Source organism: Ectothiorhodospira marina (assembly GCF_900109495.1).
Lineage (GTDB): Bacteria > Pseudomonadota > Gammaproteobacteria > Ectothiorhodospirales > Ectothiorhodospiraceae > Ectothiorhodospira > Ectothiorhodospira marina.
Genome location: NZ_FOAA01000003.1, coordinates 31,197 through 50,751 on the forward strand (window position 1 = coordinate 31,197; position 19,555 = coordinate 50,751).

At 61.5% G+C, this 19,555-nt stretch carries 21 protein-coding genes and 4 tRNA genes; 14 read left to right on the plus strand and 11 right to left on the minus strand.

Features of this window, described 5'->3' with window-relative positions; translation table 11 throughout:
• Positions 1-57: 57 nt before the first annotated feature.
• The 7 genes from nusG to BMY52_RS04090 all read right to left on the minus strand — a co-directional run bounded on the left by nusG (position 58) and on the right by BMY52_RS04090 (position 2,935).
• Entirely contained in the window at positions 58-591 is a 534-nt protein-coding gene (nusG, locus tag BMY52_RS04060; RefSeq protein WP_090251274.1) for a transcription termination/antitermination protein NusG, read from the minus strand.
• Between the two features lie 17 nt (positions 592-608).
• Complete coding sequence (gene secE / locus BMY52_RS04065) at positions 609-980, minus strand: preprotein translocase subunit SecE (protein WP_090251277.1); 372 nt, start codon at positions 978-980, stop codon at positions 609-611.
• Between the two features lie 43 nt (positions 981-1,023).
• Positions 1,024-1,099, minus strand: a tRNA-Trp gene (locus tag BMY52_RS04070).
• Positions 1,100-1,221: 122 nt separating this feature from the next.
• A complete protein-coding gene (gene tuf, locus BMY52_RS04075) occupies positions 1,222-2,412 on the minus strand; it encodes an elongation factor Tu (RefSeq protein ID WP_090251251.1) in 1,191 nt (396 codons plus the stop codon).
• A 65-nt stretch (positions 2,413-2,477) separates the two neighbouring features.
• Positions 2,478-2,553: transfer RNA gene (locus tag BMY52_RS04080), tRNA-Thr, on the minus strand.
• A gap of 46 nt (positions 2,554-2,599) precedes the next feature.
• Positions 2,600-2,673, minus strand: a tRNA-Gly gene (locus BMY52_RS04085).
• Between the two features lie 177 nt (positions 2,674-2,850).
• Positions 2,851-2,935, minus strand: a tRNA-Tyr gene (locus BMY52_RS04090).
• Between the two features lie 142 nt (positions 2,936-3,077).
• Between BMY52_RS04090 and BMY52_RS04095 the strand changes: the two genes are divergently transcribed.
• From BMY52_RS04095 to BMY52_RS04105, 3 genes are all read left to right on the plus strand, one after another.
• Positions 3,078-4,409 (plus strand): UDP-glucose dehydrogenase family protein, encoded by a 1,332-nt coding sequence (locus BMY52_RS04095; protein WP_090251279.1) that lies wholly within the window; start codon positions 3,078-3,080, stop codon positions 4,407-4,409.
• A 216-nt stretch (positions 4,410-4,625) separates the two neighbouring features.
• The gene (galE, locus tag BMY52_RS04100; RefSeq protein ID WP_090251282.1) at positions 4,626-5,612 is read left to right on the plus strand and encodes a UDP-glucose 4-epimerase GalE; all 987 of its coding nucleotides are present in this window, start codon (positions 4,626-4,628) and stop codon (positions 5,610-5,612) included.
• A gap of 178 nt (positions 5,613-5,790) precedes the next feature.
• On the plus strand, positions 5,791-5,991 hold the full coding sequence (locus BMY52_RS04105; protein ID WP_090251283.1) for a hypothetical protein: 201 nt from the start codon (positions 5,791-5,793) through the stop codon (positions 5,989-5,991).
• 181 nt (positions 5,992-6,172) lie between these two features.
• Here the strand turns inward: BMY52_RS04105 and BMY52_RS04110 are convergent, their stop codons facing one another.
• A complete protein-coding gene (locus BMY52_RS04110) occupies positions 6,173-6,961 on the minus strand; it encodes a S1C family serine protease (protein WP_177169835.1) in 789 nt (262 codons plus the stop codon).
• A gap of 327 nt (positions 6,962-7,288) precedes the next feature.
• On the opposite strand from BMY52_RS04110, the gene BMY52_RS04120 reads away from it, so the two are divergent.
• From BMY52_RS04120 to BMY52_RS04135, 4 genes are read left to right on the plus strand one after another with little or no spacing between them, the layout of a single operon-like run.
• Complete coding sequence (locus BMY52_RS04120) at positions 7,289-8,875, plus strand: acyl-CoA ligase (AMP-forming), exosortase A system-associated (RefSeq protein ID WP_090251291.1); 1,587 nt, start codon at positions 7,289-7,291, stop codon at positions 8,873-8,875.
• 59 nt (positions 8,876-8,934) lie between these two features.
• A complete protein-coding gene (locus tag BMY52_RS04125; protein ID WP_218140389.1) occupies positions 8,935-10,182 on the plus strand; it encodes a pyridoxal-dependent decarboxylase, exosortase A system-associated in 1,248 nt (415 codons plus the stop codon).
• Entirely contained in the window at positions 10,179-10,613 is a 435-nt protein-coding gene (locus BMY52_RS04130) for a nucleotidyltransferase substrate binding protein (RefSeq protein ID WP_090251293.1), read from the plus strand. The genes BMY52_RS04125 and BMY52_RS04130 overlap by 4 nt, the downstream gene beginning before the upstream one ends.
• Positions 10,597-10,917, plus strand: a complete 321-nt coding sequence (locus BMY52_RS04135) for a nucleotidyltransferase family protein (RefSeq protein WP_245740558.1) — start codon at positions 10,597-10,599, stop codon at positions 10,915-10,917. Before BMY52_RS04130 ends, BMY52_RS04135 begins: the two co-directional genes overlap by 17 nt.
• 17 nt (positions 10,918-10,934) lie before the next feature.
• On the opposite strand, the gene BMY52_RS04140 is transcribed toward BMY52_RS04135, so the two are convergent.
• The gene (locus BMY52_RS04140; protein ID WP_090251297.1) at positions 10,935-11,093 is read right to left on the minus strand and encodes an AAA family ATPase; all 159 of its coding nucleotides are present in this window, start codon (positions 11,091-11,093) and stop codon (positions 10,935-10,937) included.
• 64 nt (positions 11,094-11,157) lie between these two features.
• On the minus strand, positions 11,158-11,412 hold the full coding sequence (locus BMY52_RS04145) for a BrnA antitoxin family protein (protein WP_090251300.1): 255 nt from the start codon (positions 11,410-11,412) through the stop codon (positions 11,158-11,160).
• Positions 11,413-11,592: 180 nt separating this feature from the next.
• On the opposite strand from BMY52_RS04145, the gene BMY52_RS04155 reads away from it, so the two are divergent.
• The gene (locus tag BMY52_RS04155; protein ID WP_090251304.1) at positions 11,593-12,963 is read left to right on the plus strand and encodes a HipA domain-containing protein; all 1,371 of its coding nucleotides are present in this window, start codon (positions 11,593-11,595) and stop codon (positions 12,961-12,963) included.
• Positions 12,964-12,983: 20 nt separating this feature from the next.
• Here the strand turns inward: BMY52_RS04155 and BMY52_RS04160 are convergent, their stop codons facing one another.
• Positions 12,984-14,546: an ATP-binding protein gene (locus BMY52_RS04160; RefSeq protein WP_090251306.1), complete on the minus strand. Its 1,563-nt coding sequence runs from the start codon at positions 14,544-14,546 to the stop codon at positions 12,984-12,986.
• A gap of 176 nt (positions 14,547-14,722) precedes the next feature.
• Between BMY52_RS04160 and BMY52_RS04165 the strand changes: the two genes are divergently transcribed.
• From BMY52_RS04165 to BMY52_RS04195, 6 genes are all read left to right on the plus strand, one after another.
• Positions 14,723-15,037, plus strand: a complete 315-nt coding sequence (locus tag BMY52_RS04165) for a type II toxin-antitoxin system HigB family toxin (protein ID WP_090251309.1) — start codon at positions 14,723-14,725, stop codon at positions 15,035-15,037.
• A complete protein-coding gene (locus BMY52_RS15585; RefSeq protein WP_090251311.1) occupies positions 15,034-15,462 on the plus strand; it encodes a helix-turn-helix domain-containing protein in 429 nt (142 codons plus the stop codon). Before BMY52_RS04165 ends, BMY52_RS15585 begins: the two co-directional genes overlap by 4 nt.
• A gap of 94 nt (positions 15,463-15,556) precedes the next feature.
• Positions 15,557-15,697 carry an antitoxin MazE-like protein gene (locus BMY52_RS15590; protein WP_245740560.1) on the plus strand — a complete coding sequence of 47 codons (141 nt, stop codon included), beginning with the start codon at positions 15,557-15,559 and terminating at the stop codon, positions 15,695-15,697.
• A 641-nt stretch (positions 15,698-16,338) separates the two neighbouring features.
• Positions 16,339-17,034, plus strand: coding sequence for a hypothetical protein (locus BMY52_RS04180; protein ID WP_143050414.1), 696 nt, complete (start codon positions 16,339-16,341; stop codon positions 17,032-17,034).
• A 522-nt stretch (positions 17,035-17,556) separates the two neighbouring features.
• Positions 17,557-18,468 (plus strand): HprK-related kinase A, encoded by a 912-nt coding sequence (locus BMY52_RS04190; RefSeq protein WP_090251321.1) that lies wholly within the window; start codon positions 17,557-17,559, stop codon positions 18,466-18,468.
• Positions 18,458-19,534, plus strand: coding sequence for a nucleotidyltransferase domain-containing protein (locus BMY52_RS04195; RefSeq protein ID WP_090251323.1), 1,077 nt, complete (start codon positions 18,458-18,460; stop codon positions 19,532-19,534). The genes BMY52_RS04190 and BMY52_RS04195 overlap by 11 nt, the downstream gene beginning before the upstream one ends.
• Positions 19,535-19,555 lie beyond the last annotated feature (21 nt).

Below are 19,555 nucleotides of genomic sequence, written 5' to 3' on the forward strand. Positions count from 1 at the left end.
CTGCCGTTCAAGGATTTGATCGCCGGCACGCCTGCCAGCATCCCGATCATTGCCTGATCAGGTCTTCTCCACCTGATGGAACTCCAACTCCACCGGCGTGGAGCGACCGAAGATCTGCACGGCCACCAGCAAGCGACTCTTGTCGTAGTTGACCTCTTCCACCACGCCATTGAAGTCGTTGAACGGACCATCGGTCACGCGCACCACCTCGCCGGCCTCGAACAGCACCTTCGGACGCGGCTTGTCGACCCCGTCCTGCATGCGCTGGAGGATGGTGTCGGCCTCTTTCTCGGAGATGGGGGAAGGTTTGTCCTGGCTGGCGCCGATGAACCCAAGGACCTTGGGCACGCTTTTCACCAGGTGCCAACTGTCCTCGTCCATTTCCATCTGCACCAGCACATAGCCAGGGAAGAACTTGCGCTCGCTCTTGCGCTTCTGACCATCGCGCATTTCCACCACTTCTTCGGTGGGCACGAGGATCTCGCCGAACTTGTCTTCCATGCCCATCCGGTTGATACGCTCCCGCAGGGAGCGCTTCACCTGGTTTTCAAAACCGGAGTACGCATGTACGACATACCAACGCAGGGCCATCTTGACTTCCTAATCGCTCAACGGATGAATTCGCGGATCGACCAGCCGAGCAGCATGTCGATCAGCCACAGGAAGATTGCGACCAAAATGGTGACCGCAATGACAACCAGGGCAGTCTGGAGGGTCTCGGCCCGCGAGGGCCAGACCATCTTGCGCACTTCTGTGCGGGCATCCGTCAGGAAGGCGGCCAGGGAACGACCTTTAGCGGTCGTGAAAATAATACCCACCGATACTGCGGCAAAGGCCAGCAGGCCTAACACGCGCAGCAGGGTGGACTGATCCGCAAACCAGTAAAAGCCGGTGACGCCCGCCACCAGCAGCCCGACGGCCGCCAGCAGTTTGACGGTGTCGAAGCCGGCACCTTCTACTTCTTCCGCTTTACCTGCCATGGGATAAAGTGACCCGATTGCAACCGCAAGGGGTTGCTAGAAATGGCAGGCCAGGAGGGACTTGAACCCCCAACCTGCGGTTTTGGAGACCGCTGCTCTGCCAATTGAGCTACTGGCCTATAACAAACAGGTACGTTAGAGAGGATACAGGGACCGAGGGGTAAACGCCAGCGGCGAAACCCCTCAATCCCTTAAATCACCTTCAAGTACCACCTACAACACGACATATGCCGTGAATGACTTACTCGATGATCTTGGCGACAACGCCGGCGCCGACCGTGCGGCCACCTTCGCGAATTGCAAAACGCAGGCCGTCTTCCATGGCGATCGGCGCAATCAGCGACACCGTCATCTTGACGTTGTCACCCGGCATCACCATCTCGACGCCTTCAGGCAGATCGCAGGAACCGGTCACGTCCGTGGTCCGGAAATAAAACTGCGGACGGTAACCATTGAAGAACGGCGTGTGACGACCCCCTTCATCCTTGGACAGCACATACACTTCAGCTTCAAACTTGGTGTGCGGCGTGATGGAACCGGGCTTGCACAGCACCTGACCACGCTCCACTTCATCACGCTTGGTGCCACGCAGCAGCACACCCACGTTGTCGCCCGCCTGACCCTGATCCAGCAGCTTGCGGAACATCTCAACGCCGGTCACGGTGGTCTTCTTGGTGTCGTGGATACCCACGATCGCCACTTCATCACCCACCTTGCAGATGCCGCGCTCAATACGACCCGTCACCACCGTGCCACGACCGGAAATGGAGAACACGTCCTCCACCGGCATCAGGAAGGCACCATCCACCGCGCGCTCAGGCTCGGGAATGTAGGTGTCCAGGGCTTCAAGCAGCTTGTCGATGGCAGGCACACCAATCTCGGAGGTGTCGCCTTCCAGCGCCTTCAGCGCAGAACCCGTAATGATCGGGGTGTCGTCACCCGGGAATTCGTAGCTGGACAGCAGGTCACGAACCTCCATCTCCACCAGCTCCAGCAACTCCGGATCGTCCACCATGTCGGCCTTGTTCATGAACACCACGATGCACGGCACGCCCACCTGGCGGGCCAGCAGGATGTGCTCACGCGTCTGAGGCATCGGGCCGTCGGCCGCAGACACCACCAGGATGGCACCATCCATCTGCGCCGCACCCGTGATCATGTTCTTCACATAGTCCGCGTGACCGGGGCAATCCACGTGAGCATAGTGACGCACGTCAGACTCGTACTCCACGTGCGCCGTCGCGATGGTGATACCACGCGCCCGCTCTTCAGGAGCATTGTCAATCTGGTCGTAAGCACGGGACTCACCACCAAACTTCTTGGCCTGGCACACCGTCAGGGCTGCCGTCAGCGTGGTCTTGCCATGGTCAACGTGACCAATCGTGCCCACATTCACGTGCGGCTTTTTACGCTCGAACTTTTCCTTCGACATGGTCTAGCACCCCGGCTGATGTTCTACTTAACAGGGCCTTGAGAGCCCAGCACTGTACTGAAAGATGGAGCCCATGACCGGACTTGAACCGGTGACCTCTTCCTTACCAAGGAAGTGCTCTACCGCCTGAGCTACATGGGCAAAACAAAAAAGGCGCGCCAAGCGCTGCCATAACCTCTGATCAAACTGGAGCGGGTGATGGGAATCGAACCCACATCATCAGCTTGGAAGGCTGAGGTTCTACCGTTGAACTACACCCGCAAAACCGCACTTCCGGATGCGCTACGCCAAGCCATCCAACCTCTGACCATCCAATCGATGCGATGGAGCGCGGGAAGCTTACCCCGCCAGCATAACGCCGAAAACCCGCTACTGCCACATCGACAGGCCGCCGGCGCTGACCCTGTTCCGGGTCATTGCCGGCGCCTTACTGCATTCTGGTGGAGGGGGAAGGATTCGAACCTTCGAAGGCTGAGCCAGCAGATTTACAGTCTGCCCCCTTTGACCGCTCGGGAACCCCTCCAGACGCGAAAGCCCGGTATTATTGTGATCTGACCCCCGCCTGTCAACCACCTTTTGCATTTTAATGATCATGCCACGACCTTTTGCTACGATCGCCGGCAGACCAACATCCATCATCGCACGAAACAGAGGACTGCCAATCAATGAAGGTCACTATCTATGGATCCGGCTATGTGGGCCTGGTGACGGGCGCCTGCCTGGCGGAAGTGGGCAATCAGGTACTGTGCGTGGACATCGATCAGGACAAGATCGCGCGCCTCAACCGGGGGGAAATCCCCATCTACGAGCCGGGCCTGGAAGACATGGTGGCCGATAACGTGCAGTCCGGTCGCCTGGCCTTCACCACCGATGCCGCCGAGGGCGTGCGTCACGGCCTGTTCCAGTTCATCGCCGTGGGCACCCCGCCGGACGAGGACGGCTCCGCCGATCTGCGCCACGTGCTGGCCGTGGCCCGCACCGTGGCGGAGCACATGGGCGAATACCGCATCGTCGTGACCAAGTCCACCGTGCCGGTGGGCACCTCCGACAAGGTACAGGAAGCCATGGCCGGCACCCTGCAGGCTCGCAACGCGCAGATCGACTTCGATGTGGTCTCCAATCCGGAGTTCCTCAAGGAAGGCGCCGCGGTGGATGACTTCATGAAGCCCGATCGCATCATCGTCGGCACCGACAACCCGCGCACCGGCGAGCTGATGCGCGCCCTGTACGGCCCCTTCAATCGCAATCACGACCGGGTGATGGTGATGGACATCCGTTCCGCGGAACTGACCAAGTATGCCGCCAACGCCATGCTGGCCACCAAGATCAGTTTCATGAACGAGCTGGCCAATCTGGCCGAGGCCCTGGACGCCGACATTGAGCACGTGCGCCAGGGGATCGGCTCCGATCCGCGCATTGGCTACCACTTCATTTACCCCGGCTGCGGCTACGGCGGCTCCTGCTTCCCCAAGGATGTGAAGGCCCTGGAGCGCACCGCTCGTCAGGTGGGCTTCAAGGCCCAGTTGCTCACCGCCGTGGAAGACGTGAACGAACGCCAGAAGGAGCGCCTGTTCCAGAAGATCCACAGCCACTTCCAGGGGGATCTCAAGGGCCGCACCATCGCCCTGTGGGGCCTGGCCTTCAAGCCCAATACCGACGACATGCGCGAGGCCTCCAGCCGCATGCTCATGGAATCCTTGTGGGCGGCCGGCGCCCGGGTGCGTGCCCACGACCCGGTGGCCATGGAAGAATGCGCCCACATCTACGGTCAACGCGACGACCTGGTGCTGTGTGATCATCACGAGCAGACCCTGGAAGGCGCCGATGTCCTGGCCATCGTGACCGAATGGAATGTCTTCCGCAGCCCGGATTTCGAGTTGATCCGCAAGCACCTCAAGGAACCGGCCATTTTCGACGGCCGCAACCTGTACGAGCCCAAGCACATGGAAGACATGGGGTTTGCTTACTATGCCATCGGGCGCGGGAGAAAGGGCTGAACCTGCCACCCTCACCCCAACCCCTCTCCCGCCAGCGGGAGAGGGGCTCCTCCACCCAAAGATCGGCGCTGTCACCCCAACCCCTCTCCCGCCAGCGGGAGAGGGGTTCATCCACCCAAAGATCGGCGCTACAACCCCCTTCTCCCCTCGGGGGAGAAGGGTCGGGGATGAGGGGAAGGCGGCGGGCAGCCATCCCAACCAGCAAAGGAGATCCACATGCCCCAAAAAGGCATCCTCGTCACTGGCGGCGCCGGCTACATCGGCGCGCACGTGGCCCTCATGCTGGCCGAGGCCGGCGAACGGGTCGTTGTCCTGGACAACCTCTCCACCGGCTTCGCCGAATCGGTCATCCAGTCCGACCTCATCATCGGCGATGTCGCCGACACCGAACGGGTTTCCACGCTGCTGCGCGAACACGACATCGACACGGTGATGCACTTCGCCGCCCACACCATCGTGCCGGAATCCGTCGCCGACCCGCTCAAGTACTACCGCAACAACACCTGCGGCACCCGCAACCTGCTGCAATGCTGCCAGGAGGCCGGCATCAAGCACGTCGTCTTCTCCTCCACCGCCGCCGTCTATGGCATCCCCACCGACGGCGTCGCCCGGGAAGACACCCCCAACGCCCCCATCAACCCCTACGGCACCTCCAAGCTCATGAGCGAGTGGATGCTCCGGGATCTCTCCGCCGCCACACCCCTACGCCATGTGGCCCTGCGCTACTTCAACGTGGCCGGCTCCGACCCGGAGGGTCGCATCGGCCAGTCCACGGAAAAGGCCACCCTGCTGATCAAGGTGGCCTGCGAAGCGGCGGTGGGCAAGCGCTCCCATGTCTCGGTATTCGGCACCGACTACCCCACCCCGGATGGCACCGGTGTGCGCGACTACATCCACGTGACCGACCTGGCCGCCGCCCACCTCAAGGCCCTGGAGTACCTGCGCGCCGGCGGCGCCTCCGATACCTTCAACGTGGGCTACGGCCACGGCCTGAGCGTGCGTGAAGTGCTGGACACGGTACAACGGCTCAATGGCCAGCCCCTGGACATCCGCGAAGAGCCCCGCCGCGCCGGCGACCCCCCCAGCCTGGTGGCCGCCGCCGACCGCATCCGCTCGGTGCTGGGCTGGGAACCCCGGCACGACGACCTGGAATTCATCGTGCGCACCTCACTGGACTGGGAGCGCAAACTGGCCGACCGATAATCCCATGCCCCGGTGACTGACGTGAGTCAGCCTTTCCCCATTCCCCGCTTGCGAGAGCGGGGCTGCCTCACGAACTCTCATGCATCACGGTGGTGAGTCACCCCCGATGATGAAAGATACGCTCCAAGCACCTAACATAACCACGACACCAACAACCAACAACGGGGATCACCGCACCATGGATACACTTCTCAACACCCTGGGCACCCTCATCGGGCTGGCCGGCCTCATCGTCTGCGCCGCCGTGGGCGCCACCTGGTTCATGGGCGAATACTACCTGCTGGGCCTTGAGCTCCTGGTGGTCCTCAGCGGCGGCATCGCCCTCATGGTGGCCGCCATCCTGTTCAAGGCACAGGTCCTGGTCATGCGGTCGTTCTGACCTTTCGCGGGCAGGCCTGTACCAAGCCCCTCTCCCCTCCGGGGAGAGGGGTGGGGGTGAGGGGCGAGGGGCGAGGGGCGAGGGCCAGCAAGGTGCCTCCCCCCCTCATCCCCAGCCCTTCTCCCCCAAGGGGGAGAAGGGAGCTTCCGTAGCTGAACCTGGGTGCTTTCACGTTAACACCTCACTGAGACACCCCCGCCTCCCTCAACAACTCCCGCACATAATTCCCCGGGATGGCATAACTGATCCCACTGGGCCGATCCAGTGCCCGCTCACGCCCCTCCTTCACAAACACCATGTTCAGCACCCCGATCACCTCACCCGTCTCAGGCCGGTACAAGGGGCTGCCACTGTTCCCGGGATAGGCCGTGGCATCCAGCTGAAACACGGTGTAGGGATCCCGCAACCGCCGGATCACCGCCGGGTCCAGGTTCTGGGTGGAGCGCACGGGCATGGCAATGGGCGTGATGGCCGAGACGATCCCTGTATGGGTCGCCGGCACCAGCCCCAGCACCGCACCGATGGGGAAACCGGTCAGGGCGACGGTCTCACCTTCGCGCAACCGATCCGAATTGCCCACCCGCAGTGTCGGCAACCCACGCCCCTCAAAACGCAGCAAGGTCAGATCCCGCAAGGGATCCGACGCCACCCGCCGCGCTTGGCGCATCTCCCCCGAATCGCCACGCCCAGGGATGAAGATGGCCAGATGTTCGCGATTCTCCGAATCCAGCATGTGCGGAATCACGTGATCATTGGTGATCACATGCCGCCCATCCCCCACCGCAAAGCCGGTGCCCAGCAACTGCGCCCGGGGCGAACGCGTGGGCTGAAACGTCCCTACCCCCACCACCGACGGCTTGATCTTCTCAATGGTATCGGCCAGATCGGAACCCCCCACCGAAGCCAGCGGCACCCACCACAGCGCCCAGAACAACACACCCAGCACACCCATCCGACTCAACGCACGCATCCCAAACCTCCCACGCCCTGAAGGGCGCTTCATCATCCTCTACCAAGGCACCACCCCACCATCATGAGCCGAGCCCCCGAAACGCCACAAGCCCCCATGATGTCATGCCTCCCACGCAACTCCGCCCAGTGCAGCCAGTCGCGCCCAACAGTATCCCGTACAGGCGCTTCGAGAAGCGCCCCTTCCTGCCCCCCAAACCGTACAGGCGCTTCGAGAAGCGCCCCTTCCTGCCCCCCAACCCGTACGGGCGCTTCGAGAAGCGCCCCACCCCAACCAACATCCATACCACCGCTGACACACCCCCCTCCCATCGGTTATAAACACCCCATGGACAACACCTACCTCCTCCACCATCTTCTCCAGGCCTCTGCCCACCGCGCACCCGATGCCCCGGCGGTCACCTACGGCAAGCACACGCAGGACTATGCCGCCGCCACCCAAGCGGCACAACGCTTCGCCCACGGACTTCGGGCCCTGGGGCTGGAACGGGGCGAACGAGTGGGCATCTTCCTGGAAAAGCGGCTGGAGACGGTGAGCGCCATCTTCGGCACCAGCGCCGCCGGCGGTGTATTCGTCCCGGTCAACCCGGTGCTCAAGGCCGACCAGGTGGCCTACATCCTGCGACACTGCAACGTGCGCGTACTGGTCACCTCCCCGGCCCGCTTCAATGCCTTGAAGGACGCCCTGGAACACTGCCACGACCTGCGCCACGTCATCCTCACCAACACCCCAGCGGATGAGCACACCCTCTCCGGCGCCGCCGTCCACGGCTGGGCCTCCCTGGCCGATGCACCCGAGGCCCCGGAACCGCACATCATCGACACCGACATCGCCGCCATCCTCTACACCTCCGGCAGCACCGGCGGACCCAAGGGTGTGGTGCTCTCCCATCGCAACATGGTCATGGGCGCCAAGAGCGTGGCCCAGTACCTGGAAAACCACGCCGACGACAGCCTGCTGGCCGCCCTGCCCCTGTCCTTTGACGCCGGCTTCTCGCAACTCACCACCGCCTTCCACAGCGGCGCGCGGGTGGTGCTGCTCAACTACCTGCTGCCCCGGGACGTGATCAAGACCCTCGCCCGGGAGCGCATCACCGGCCTCACCGCCGTGCCCCCCCTGTGGATCCAGCTCACCCAGCTGGACTGGCCCGAGGGCATCGACGCGCACCTGCGCTACATCGCCAACACCGGCGGACGCATGCCCCGCGAGACCCTCAACCGCCTGCGCGAGCACCTGCCGCGCACAAGCCCCTATCTGATGTACGGCCTCACCGAGGCCTTCCGCGCCACCTACCTCCCCCCCGAGCAGGTGGACAACCGCCCCGACTCCATCGGCAAGGCCATCCCCAACGCCGAGGTCCTGGTGCTGCGGGAAGACGGCAGCCCCTGCGCCCCCCACGAACCCGGCGAACTGGTGCAGCGCGGCGCCCTGGTCGCCCAGGGCTACTGGAACGACCCTGACAAGACCGCCCACCACTTCAAGCCCCTGCCGGCCCTGGCCCCCGGCCGCCAGTCCGGCCTCGTCCTGCCCGAGATCGCCGTCTTCTCCGGCGACACGGTCAAATATGACGAAGAAGGCTATCTCTACTTCATCGGCCGGCGCGACGAGATGATCAAGACCTCCGGCTACCGGGTGAGCCCCACCGAGGTGGAAGAGATCCTCTACGCCACCCGCCAGGTAGGCGAATGCGTGGCCTTCGGCGTCCCGGACGACACTCTCGGCCAGAGCATCGCCGTGGTGGTCACCGCCCCGGAAGGCACCCCGGTGGACACCCAGGCCCTACTGAGTGAATGCAAGGCCCGCATGCCCGCCTACATGGTCCCGGCCAGCATCCACATCCACGAGGGCCCCCTGCCACGAAACCCCAACGGCAAGCTCGATCGCAAGAGCCTGGCGGCGCAATACACCTCGTAGACAAGGCACCGGGTTAAGGTGCTTGCCCCCTCCAAGCCATACTGAGACCATTCGGGACCATGGACACGCCCAAGCCTTCACCCAAACCCACCCACGCCCCCATGACCCAGTTCCCCGCCGCCAACGGCGAACTGCTCATTGGTGATCAGCCCATCAGCCGAATCGCCGCCCGCGTGGGGAGCACCCCCTTCTATGCCTACGACCGCGCCCTGCTCACCCGGCGCGTGGCGCACCTGCGGGAACACCTGCCGCCGGCCATCAAGCTGCACTACGCCATGAAGGCCAACCCCATGCCCGCCCTGGTGGGCCACATGGCGGGCCTGGTGGACGGCATCGACGTGGCCTCGGCCGGGGAGCTTAAAGTGGCCCTGGACATTGGCGCCGACCCCGCCGAGATCAGCTTCGCCGGCCCCGGCAAACAGGCCACCGAACTGCGCCAGGCCGTGGCCGCCGGCATCCTGGTGAATATTGAATCCTTCCGCGAAGTGGACATCCTGGCCCAGGCCGCCCGGGAACTGGGCCTGCCCGCCCGAGTGGCCGTGCGCGTGAATCCCGACTTCGAACTCAAGAGCTCCGGCATGAAGATGGGCGGTGGCCCCAAACAATTCGGCGTGGATGCCGAACAGGTGCCGGAACTGCTGGTCCGCATCGGCGACGCCCAGCTGGCCTTCGAGGGCTTTCACCTCTTCGCCGGCTCCCAGAACCTCAAGGCCGACTCCATCATCGAGGCCCAGCGCCAGTGCTTCGACCTGGCCCTGCGACTGGCCGAAGACGCACCCGGCCCCGTCAAGTTCCTCAACCTGGGCGGGGGATTCGGCATCCCCTACTTCCCCGGCGAACAGCCCCTGGACATCGCCCCCGTGGGCGACAACCTCAAGACCATCGTCGAAGAGGCCGCCGTCAAACTGCCCCACACCGAGATCCTCATCGAACTGGGCCGCTATCTGGTGGGCGAAGCGGGCCTGTACGTCTGCCGCATCCTGGATCGCAAGATCTCCCGCGGCCACCCCTTCCTGGTTACCGACGGCGGCCTGCACCAGCACCTGTCCGCCTCCGGCAACTTCGGCCAGATCATTCGCAAGAACTACCCGGTGGCCATCGGCACCCGCATGGAAGACACCCCCCGGGAGACCGCCTCCGTGGTCGGCCCCCTGTGCACCCCCCTGGACCTGCTGGCCGACCGCATGGAGCTCCCCCCTGCTCAGCCCGGCGACCTGGTGGTCATCTACCAGTCCGGCGCCTACGGCCTCACCGCCAGCCCGGAGAAATTCCTGGGGCACCCAGCGGCAGTGGAAGTGCTGGTGTGAAGGAAACCAGGCTCGACCTCACCCCCCTGCGACAGGCCATCACCTCGTTACAGGAAGGCATCACGCTGGTCGACGACACGCACTGGTTCAACGCCCAGCCGACCACCGTGCAGAGAACCCTCATGGCCGGAGTCATTCAGAACTTCGAATTTGTGTACGAAATCAGCATCAAGATGCTGCGCCGCCAACTGGAGCTGGAGGCCGCCAGCCCCGAGGAAGTGGACCACAGCCATTTCCGCGATCTGCTGCGAACCGCAGGCGAAAAGGGCCTGATCCAGGACGTAGCCGCCTGGTTCCACTATCGAACCATGCGCAACATCACCTCGCACACCTACAATCAGGAAAAGGCCCGGGAGGTTTTCCAAGGCACCCGGGTATTCATCCATGATGCACGGCACCTGCTGGAGCAACTGGATGCCCGCAACCGCTGATCCACCCGTTCATATGGCGGCCTCTCACTGGGCCATCGTCCGGGACATCCTCCAGACACACGCCCCTGAATACGAGGTGCGCGCCTTCGGCTCCCGAGCGACCGGCAATCCCAAACCCTACTCCGACCTGGACCTGGCCATCATGACCGATCGACCACTCACCCTGAGCCAGCTTACCGAACTCACCAACGCCTTCGCCGACTCCGACCTACCCTGGAAGGTGGACATCGTCGACTGGGCCAGTACCGACGAACGCTTTCGCGACATCATCCGGCGCCAAAGCGTGGCCATCCAGAGGCCCTGACTCACGCCGTTTCCATTTCAGCTCTCCCAAAAACGGCAGGGGCGAGAGAGGAAAAAATACCCACTCTCACTCACCAACCGAAGCAGGTGCGGTGTCCTGTCCACATAGTAGTGGCCACCCCGACGGATCTTCTCGAACGCCTGGACACCAATGGGTAGATTGCGTTTCTGGGGCATATCCAATCTGGATAATGGTGTCACTGTATCGTTTCGCAAATGGCTCCGAGCCTTACAGTGTTCATCACCGATACCGCTGCTGGGCATGCATGTAATGGCGCAACAACTGGTTGATGCGTGTCTGGTAGCCCGCACCCTGCCCCTTGAACCACTCCAGGACATCGGCGTCGAGACGGATTGTAACCGCTTTCTTTACCGGAACACGCAGCTCGGCGCGCTGAAAGAAGTCTTCGCCTAGTTCGGGCATGTCTTGGGTATCGATGTCCTCGTCGTTCATCTTGGCAAGCCCTTCCCAATCAGTTTTCGATACTTTCGACATACTGTTTCACCTCCTGTTTGGTGGCTTTTCGGGCGGAGATGATACGGATTACATCATCGCGCCGCTCGGAACCAACGCACAAAATCGTTTCACAAATCCCGCCAAGCAAACATACAACCACTTGATCTAAAAGCCCTACAGGCAGAAAATACCAGTTCATCATCGTTTCACTCGCCCCCCATGCGCCTGACCAGCGACGAACTCCTCTCCCGGCTGCGCGCCCTTGGAACCGCCTCGCGGGCCGAGCTGGCCACCGCCCTGGGCGCCAGCGCACCCACCGTCTACCGGCGACTGCGAGATGCCGAAGCCCGGGGAAAGGTCGTCTCCTTTGGGCGTGGGCCCGCCACCCGCCATGCCCTTCGCGGGCCGCTGTTCAACCGCGCCGACACCACCCTCCCTATCCATCGCGTGGACCCCGATGGCCATGTCCATCCCCTTGCCGAACTGGTCGGTCTCGACCAGGGCGCCATACTGGCGCGCCCCATCCAACACGGTCCGCTACCCAGCCTGCTCCTGGGTGAGGCCGGCACAGGCCTGTTCGATGATCTGCCATTCTTTCTCCAGGACCTGCGGCCCCAGGGCTTTCTCGGTCGCCTGAATGCCCATGCCCTCCCCGCGTTCCCGAACAACCCGGAGCACTGGTCCACCGATCAGATCGGCGCCTGGCTACTGGATCACGCGGTCGACACCCCCGGCGACCTCCTGCTCGGGGACGCGGCCCTCGACCGTTGGCGGGCATGGCAACCAGAGCCCGCCACCATCGATGACTTCCCAGTGCTGGCCCAACGTGTCCTCTCCGGGGGTGCCCCCGGCTCCTCGGTGGGGGGCGAGCAGCCCAAGTTCGCTGCCCATGTGGCGGGGCGCCCGGCACTGGTGAAGTTCTCGCCGCCCGACGACGGCAGCGCGGTGGCCCAGCGCCTGCGTGACCTCCTGGTCTGTGAATACCTGGCCCTGACCACGCTCGCGGAACACGGACTGGCCGTGGCCGAAAGTCGGCTGCTGGAACGAGAGGGGCGTTTCTTTCTGGAGTCGGTGCGCTTCGACCGAACCGCGCGGGGTGGACGTCTACCGGCCCTCTCACTGCTCACCGTGGATGCGGAGTTCAGCGGTATCGGCCGGGGCTGGAGCCTGGCCATCCAGGCCCTTGCCCGGCAAGGACGGGTGACCGAAGACACCCCGACGACGGTGACCCTGCTTCAGAATTTTGCCAACTGGATCGAGAACAGCGACCAGCACCTGGGCAACCTGACCCTCCAACCCCACCCCGACGGACGACTGGCATTGGCCCCAGTCTATGACATGCTGCCCATGCTCCACACACCCCGCCCTGGCGAGGTACCACCGACACCGGCCTTCACCCCCCCACCGGCCCACGGAGGCATCGAGCCGTGGCGCCAGGGCGGCGCCATGGCACTGGATTTCTGGCAGCGAGCGGCGGCAGATGATCGCATATCCTCGGACTTTCGTGCCGTGGCAGCGGAGAGGGCGGAGGCCGTGGGAGTCGCGTTGACCACCCCAAAGGCGCCAGATCCCTCCCAACCCGGCTGGTAGTGTTTCCGGGAATCGCCCAATCAGGTTACTGGCACCGTTTCCACCTCAAACGCCACCACCTGCCGCTGCACCCGGGAAAACTCCACCCCGATCAGATGGATCGGCTGACCCCGCCCCCGGTACTTGTCCGCATAACCCTTATCCTTGATCTGCTGCAGCGCCCGCCCCTGGGGCACCTGCTCCACCACCTTGAACTCGAACACATACACATGGCCACCGAACTCCACGGCCATGTCCACCTTACCCATGTGGGATGAATCCTCCACCGAGATCCGCAACCCCAAAGCCGCAAAGTGGCTGTAGAACACACTGGCATAATGCCCCTCATACCGGGCAATGGGATTATTCCGATACCAGTCATGGGGCAAGGAGGCGAACAGCGCCTTGAAGTGCACCTCCAGGGCATCCAGGTCATGGGCCTGCAGAATCCTGAACAGACTCAACCGCTGCCGTGGCGATTCCGGCACACCCAAGGCCGGCAGCAACGCCTGGTTCAGGCTCGACTCCACCTCCCGGTTGGGATAACCCAGGGTGTAGAGCCAATACCCCGTCATGGGCTCCTCCACCGCATGCACCGTGAGATACCCCGTCTGGAACAACAAGGCCTCGGTGGCAATCCCATCCACATCAAACCGCCCCAGCAACTCCGCCTCCGTCTGCATCGCCTCCAGCCGCGGCGTGAACACCCCGCGCTCGCTCAGCAGATCCACCAGAAAGGTCGGTGTGGCCGACTCAAACCAGTAAGGCGCGAATCGACGCTTCTGGAACAACAGCAACAGATCAAAGGGGTTATACACCGAGGGCGTATCCGCCCCACCCCACCGGTAGCCGTTATACCAGTCCCGGATCTCCGCCCGATCCAGCCCCGGCAACTCCGCCGCAAACACCGTATCCACATCGTGATCCGTATAACCGCAAATGTCGGCATACGGCTCGTCCAGGGTGATGTCATTGAGATTATTCAGCCCCGAGAACAGACTCACCTTGCTGAACTTCGACACCCCCGTGAGCAAGCAGAACCGCAGATGGGGGTCGGCATCCTTGAGCACCGAATACAGATTCTTCAGCCCCTCCCGAACCGCCCGCGCCCGCTCCGGCTCGGTGATGTTGTCCAGGATCGGCTTGTCATACTCATCGATCAGCACCACCGCCCGCTGACCATGAACAGCATGGGCCTGCTGGATCAATTCCCGGAAACGGCCCGGAATGCTGGTATTCGTCAGCGCCACCTCAAGCCGCGAGGCCTCTGCCCGCAACAACTCATCGATGTGGACATCCAGCGTCTCGCGCGTGGTCAGCACCCCGTCGGCAAAGCTCAGGCGAATCACCGGATGACGCACCTGCCAGTCCCATTGCTCCAGGATGAACAACCCCTCGAACAGATCCTGACGACCCTCGAACAGGCACTTGAGAGTATCCAGCAGCAGGCTCTTGCCAAAACGGCGGGGACGGGAGAGGAAAAAATACCCCCCTTCACTCACCAACCGAAGCAGGTGCGGTGTCTTGTCCACATAGTAGTGGCCACCCCGGCGGAGCTTGTCGAACGCCTGGATACCAATGGGAAGATTGCGTTTCTGGGGCATGGGCGACTCCGGGGGCAACGATCAGGGTGAGCGCTTGCCATCCGATGATATCACTGGCCTGAAGTGTTCAACCCACCACCACCCCAGACACACCCGAAAGGTAACGGTTGACTCACTGACAGCCCCACCCTATGGTTGCCAATGAGTCAACGGAGTCGACCCTGACAGGAGCGTCCATGCATGTCATTTCCAAGCGCCCGTTCAACGAGGCGGCCAAGGCCCACCCCAACCAACGACAGGCCCTGGAAGATCTCTACCGTACGCTCCGCAACAGCAAATTCGGCACGCCGGAGGCGATGCGACGGGTGTTCCCTTCACTGGACAACTTCAAGCATAAGGACAAATGCTGGGTACTTGACGTCGGCGGCAATCACCTGCGGATGATCGCCTTTATCCAGTTCGTTCAGAACCGCATGTACGTGAAACACATTGTCACCCATGCCGAGTACGACAAAATTTGCAAGCGCTACGCGAAAGGAGAGCTGTCATGACCGCTGCAGCGTTCAAAGACGCCTGCCACAGCTTCGCCAAAGCTGCGGCACCCTATCTCCCCATCCGGGACGACGCCCATTATGAAGAGGCACTGGCGCTGGTCGAGAGCTTACTGAAGGAAGCCGAGGATTCCCCCAGCGATCCACTCAATGCCGTCATCGACCTGCTCACCCACGCCATCCAGACCTACGAGGACCAGGATGCAGAACTGGCGGCATTCGAACAACGGGCCCTGGAACAACCCGCCGATCTCGCGATGCTGCGCTTGCTGATGGCCCAACACCAACTCGGCATCGCCGACCTTCCCGAGATCGGCTCGAAGTCCATGGTGTCCCGGGTGCTGTCCGGCGAACGCAGCCTCAACAAGAGCCACATCAAGGCGCTGTCACGACGGTTTGATATTGACCCGGGACTGTTCTTCTGAAGACGCGCAACATGGCCAACAGACACGATAATCCCCAAATGAAGAAAGATCGTGACGCCCTGCACAAGGCGGGGCTTGACCCGCGCGAATCTGGGTGACCGACACACAGCGACCCGGCTTTGTCGAGGAATGCCGCCGTCAGTGCCTTCTGGCCGCCAAGGCAGACAGAGCCGACGGAGACATGCACCGCTTCATGGACGAAGCCTTCGCCGACACGGATGGCTGGAGGAGTTAGATGACGGTAAAACGCGACAAGGTCGGCCCCGCCATTGGGCAGATCGCCCCCCCTCTCTGCTGGAGATTGAACGTTGCCTGGCTGTGTTTCTGGGAATCGCCAAATAGACTGCCACCGCCACACGCGGTGCGCTTCCGGGGGCTCAGCTACATACCCCCTCATTCCGCGCCCCCGCAAAAAAGCTTACTGTCGGTGAAATTTCCACCCACCACCCCATTACGTGAAAGGAATCACAAAATTGACGCCGCTATGACCTCCCGGGTAGCCGTCAGCCCGTCCAGCGACGCAACACCCATCCCCTCGAGAGTACCGCTAATCGTTGCAATTTCTGGAGTTTGCCGCCACCTTGGGCTAGCCACCTTGCAGTCTTACCCGACGGCAAGGGCTAGCGGCCTGCGCTCCAGGGGCGCCCCTAGCAACGTCGACTTTCCTTACAATGTCGCACCCCAAGGAACTAACCGCCTTAAAAACACCCAAACAAACAGCGCCTTAAAGCCCCCCCAGGACTTGACACGAATATTGCTTGAAATACTAAAAGGCAACTCCAGCCGGCCTTGCTTCACTGCCCCTGGAGCGCTATCTTTGTACCCGTGGCGCACGCAAACCTTGCGCCTGAAGTCTACTGAAAGAGTGGTACCACGATGCCCGACCGTTCCCCAATAGATACGCCCGCTGAACACATTGATGCCGCGCTTGCGCACAGCCGCTCTCGGCGCCGGTTCGGGCGTGCGCTGGCTGGCTCAGTGCCGCTCGCAATAATGACTCTGCATTCAAGGCCTCTACATGCCACTGCCATGGGAAGAAATTGCACCATCTCTGGCTGGACATCGGGCGGATCCCAGGGGCTCGATGGAAACTGCCATACGGAGTCCGTAGGCAATGTCAACTCCCGCTACTCCCAATTTGGCACCCATAGTGACAAGCTTCTGAGTGCCGAATTTGGTTTTCGCTTCTATACAGATCAAAACCTTACACAGGAGGCCACACTCGGCGATGCAGCCAAGCCACAGGAGGGCATGTATTACGCCGAGGATCAGGAAGATTATGAAGCGACGGATGACACCATTTACACATGGACGGGCGCCGTGCTGCCTAACAGCGATCCCGTAAGGAAATTCCTGCGCTGGGGTGCAGCGGTGAGGTTGAATGAGCTAACATATGATTTCCAGGTGAGCCGTCAACATCACTCCGGCCAAATTGTTGGACAGGTACTCGGGAGCGGCATATATGTAACTTCGACTGGCATAACGCTGGACATGGATGACGTTACACGGTTTTTTCAAAACGTCATTGACAGCGAGCGCACGGATCAACACGTTTACATGCCCTCGTTGTAGACTCTAGAATATCTGCCCACTGCGCGAGGAAATCTACTGACCGTCCTGGATGGCGGGACCAACAATAACATTCTCAGAGGTTTCCATACCCCCCAGCGGGCGGATCGTGGTTAGCCTTGAGACAGCTGCTCTGATCAAGTACTCCGACGGCCTCAATCCAAGAGAGCTCCCGCAGGGGCAGCAACCCACCTCAAGCTACAACAGCCACCTACCGATTACGCCTCATGGGCCGATCCGCCACCCCCCTGCCTATCCCCAAAGCATCCATACCTCAAGGGTATCGGCTTACCCCTTATGGGGAACTGCGCCAGGCTGGCGACGTGATCATGGCCTTCCATGCGGGCTCGGGCAAGACCCACCTCATTTCCAAGATAGACACACATCCAGTCATGCCCCCCTCCACCGATCAACCCGGGCATAAGGAAAGCATCCTGGATAGTGCGCGCACGAACCCGACTGAAGCACTCCCCTTGGACGTTATCGAAACCCTTATCGACCTTAACATTATCGAAATCGCCCAAAATGACATTGGATGACATTCCGGCGGAGCAACTCGAAGTCCACCTACACCGAGGGGACCTGGTCATACAGACCGGGCCATTTCGAGCCCGAATCAGGTGCCGAATCCCCCGAGTCAAGGCAGACCTGAAGTTAATGTACGGCCACTTCCCTTGTGACATTTCGCCATCATTTGCAGATTTCGATATTTCTCTAAGCAAGGCGCCCTACCTGAGACGGTGGTATAAGCCCCAAGTCCTGTTCTTCGCAGACCGGCAGTGCATTTTTAAGCCACTCCCCCTCTCACAGGCATTCCCGATGCTGGAGTGGGGGCTGAACTGGTGCATCGCCAATCAGACCACACACCACCTCATCCTTCATGCCGCCTCGCTCGAGCGCCACGGGAGATCCTTGATAATGCCTGCCCCACCAGGCTCGGGGAAAAGTACGCTTTGTGCCGCGCTTTCCTGCCGCGGATGGCGTCTGCTCAGTGATGAGACAACCTTGCTTGAACTTGATGCTGCGAAGATCTCCGGACCTGCCAGACCCATAAGCTTGAAAAATGAATCAGTCCAGGTTATTCAAGAATTTTCAAAGGATGCCGTACTAACACCCCCGGTCCACGACACAATCAAAGGCAGCGTGGCTCACATGCGCCCGTCACGCGACAGCGCTCAAAGCGCTGGCGTGACCGCGTCACCTGGCCTTGTGATTTTTCCACGTTTTCAAAAAGGGGCTCCGCTACAAATCACCCCAACCCCTCGTAGCGCGGTCTTCGCGGGGCTCGTCAGGAACGCTTTTAACTTCACCGCCCTCGGTAGGACTGCATTCCATAGAATTGCGGATGTCGTAAGCCAATCTGAAGGCTATGACATAATCTACAGCGACCTCGATGAGGTCATAGCGCAGATAGAGGAGCTGGCCCATGGATGGTAGCGCTGCCCTAAGGGAAGCTTTAACACACCCCGAAAGCATACTCCAAAGAACTGGCGAGGAGCTCGGCCAGCTTTTAGCGGCGGCGCGCGAAGCGGGCATGCTGGGAACCCTTTGGCACCTCGCACAAATCCATGACATTGACGAAACCATCCCGGAGGCATTGGCGCGACACTTGCGGGGCGGCTTCATCCGATCAGAACACAACACTGAAGCGTTACGCTGGGAGCTGGAAACACTCCAAAACACGCTGTTAAACAAACTACCGGCGCCCATTGCACTCAAAGGCAGTGCCTACCTTCTGAGGCAGCTACCTAATGCGCCAGGAAGAATCTCGCAAGACATCGACTTAATGTACCCCTCATCACAGGTAGAAGCTGCCGAGGAACTCCTGCAGTTCGAGGGCTGGACAACAACGCACCACGATGATTACGACCAGCGTTACTATCGGGAGTGGATGCACGAACTACCACCACTCCAGCATAAGGTCCGAGGCACCACCATAGACCTGCACCACAACATCCTGCCAAGAACCTTCAAGGTCCGCATCAATCCGCAACGCCTTTGGGAGCACTCACTCCCAGCCCCACTTCCATGGCGTTATCGGTTATTGTGCGATGAGCACATGGTACTGCACTGCGTATGCCATCTCTTCTCCGAAACGGATTGGGCACGCAGCATCAGGGATTTATATGACATCAAGGTGCTCATTGAGCATTTCCAGCAGACTGAAGGCGATGGCTTTATTGATCGACTTATCCACGAAGCGGAAGCCCTGGGGTTAAGCTGGATACTGGAGCGAGCACTCACGCTCGCCGCATCAGCGCTGCATCTGGCCCTACCGGAGCGCGCATGGCAGCCGCTTAAGCCACACCAGCCATCCGCGATCACCCGGCCCCTGGAACGCAGCATCTATCTGCATGGCATCAACACCCATGCCACCGATAGCCCCGCACGAGACACCTTTGCCCAGGCGGCATTATTCGTACGCGGCCATTACCTGAAGATGCCCCTTCCTTTACTTGTGAAACATCTAACCCACAAGGCCCTCACGAAAACACCTGACTGACCAGGTCGGCATGGGAAAAAA

What these genes read in the sequence shown, in the direction of transcription:
- nusG (WP_090251274.1), bottom strand. Translation starts at nt 591, where the DNA reads ATGGCCCTGCGTTGGTATGTCGTACATGCGTACTCCGGTTTTGAAAAC.
- secE (WP_090251277.1), bottom strand. Translation starts at nt 980, where the DNA reads ATGGCAGGTAAAGCGGAAGAAGTAGAAGGTGCCGGCTTCGACACCGTC.
- tuf (WP_090251251.1), bottom strand. Translation starts at nt 2,412, where the DNA reads ATGTCGAAGGAAAAGTTCGAGCGTAAAAAGCCGCACGTGAATGTGGGC.
- BMY52_RS04095 (WP_090251279.1), top strand. Translation starts at nt 3,078, where the DNA reads ATGAAGGTCACTATCTATGGATCCGGCTATGTGGGCCTGGTGACGGGC.
- galE (WP_090251282.1), top strand. Translation starts at nt 4,626, where the DNA reads ATGCCCCAAAAAGGCATCCTCGTCACTGGCGGCGCCGGCTACATCGGC.
- BMY52_RS04105 (WP_090251283.1), top strand. Translation starts at nt 5,791, where the DNA reads ATGGATACACTTCTCAACACCCTGGGCACCCTCATCGGGCTGGCCGGC.
- BMY52_RS04110 (WP_177169835.1), bottom strand. Translation starts at nt 6,961, where the DNA reads ATGCGTGCGTTGAGTCGGATGGGTGTGCTGGGTGTGTTGTTCTGGGCG.
- BMY52_RS04120 (WP_090251291.1), top strand. Translation starts at nt 7,289, where the DNA reads ATGGACAACACCTACCTCCTCCACCATCTTCTCCAGGCCTCTGCCCAC.
- BMY52_RS04125 (WP_218140389.1), top strand. Translation starts at nt 8,935, where the DNA reads ATGGACACGCCCAAGCCTTCACCCAAACCCACCCACGCCCCCATGACC.
- BMY52_RS04135 (WP_245740558.1), top strand. Translation starts at nt 10,597, where the DNA reads ATGCCCGCAACCGCTGATCCACCCGTTCATATGGCGGCCTCTCACTGG.
- BMY52_RS04140 (WP_090251297.1), bottom strand. Translation starts at nt 11,093, where the DNA reads ATGCCCCAGAAACGCAATCTACCCATTGGTGTCCAGGCGTTCGAGAAG.
- BMY52_RS04145 (WP_090251300.1), bottom strand. Translation starts at nt 11,412, where the DNA reads ATGTCGAAAGTATCGAAAACTGATTGGGAAGGGCTTGCCAAGATGAAC.
- BMY52_RS04155 (WP_090251304.1), top strand. Translation starts at nt 11,593, where the DNA reads ATGCGCCTGACCAGCGACGAACTCCTCTCCCGGCTGCGCGCCCTTGGA.
- BMY52_RS04160 (WP_090251306.1), bottom strand. Translation starts at nt 14,546, where the DNA reads ATGCCCCAGAAACGCAATCTTCCCATTGGTATCCAGGCGTTCGACAAG.
- BMY52_RS04165 (WP_090251309.1), top strand. Translation starts at nt 14,723, where the DNA reads ATGCATGTCATTTCCAAGCGCCCGTTCAACGAGGCGGCCAAGGCCCAC.
- BMY52_RS15585 (WP_090251311.1), top strand. Translation starts at nt 15,034, where the DNA reads ATGACCGCTGCAGCGTTCAAAGACGCCTGCCACAGCTTCGCCAAAGCT.
- BMY52_RS04180 (WP_143050414.1), top strand. Translation starts at nt 16,339, where the DNA reads ATGCCCGACCGTTCCCCAATAGATACGCCCGCTGAACACATTGATGCC.
- BMY52_RS04190 (WP_090251321.1), top strand. Translation starts at nt 17,557, where the DNA reads ATGACATTGGATGACATTCCGGCGGAGCAACTCGAAGTCCACCTACAC.
- BMY52_RS04195 (WP_090251323.1), top strand. Translation starts at nt 18,458, where the DNA reads ATGGATGGTAGCGCTGCCCTAAGGGAAGCTTTAACACACCCCGAAAGC.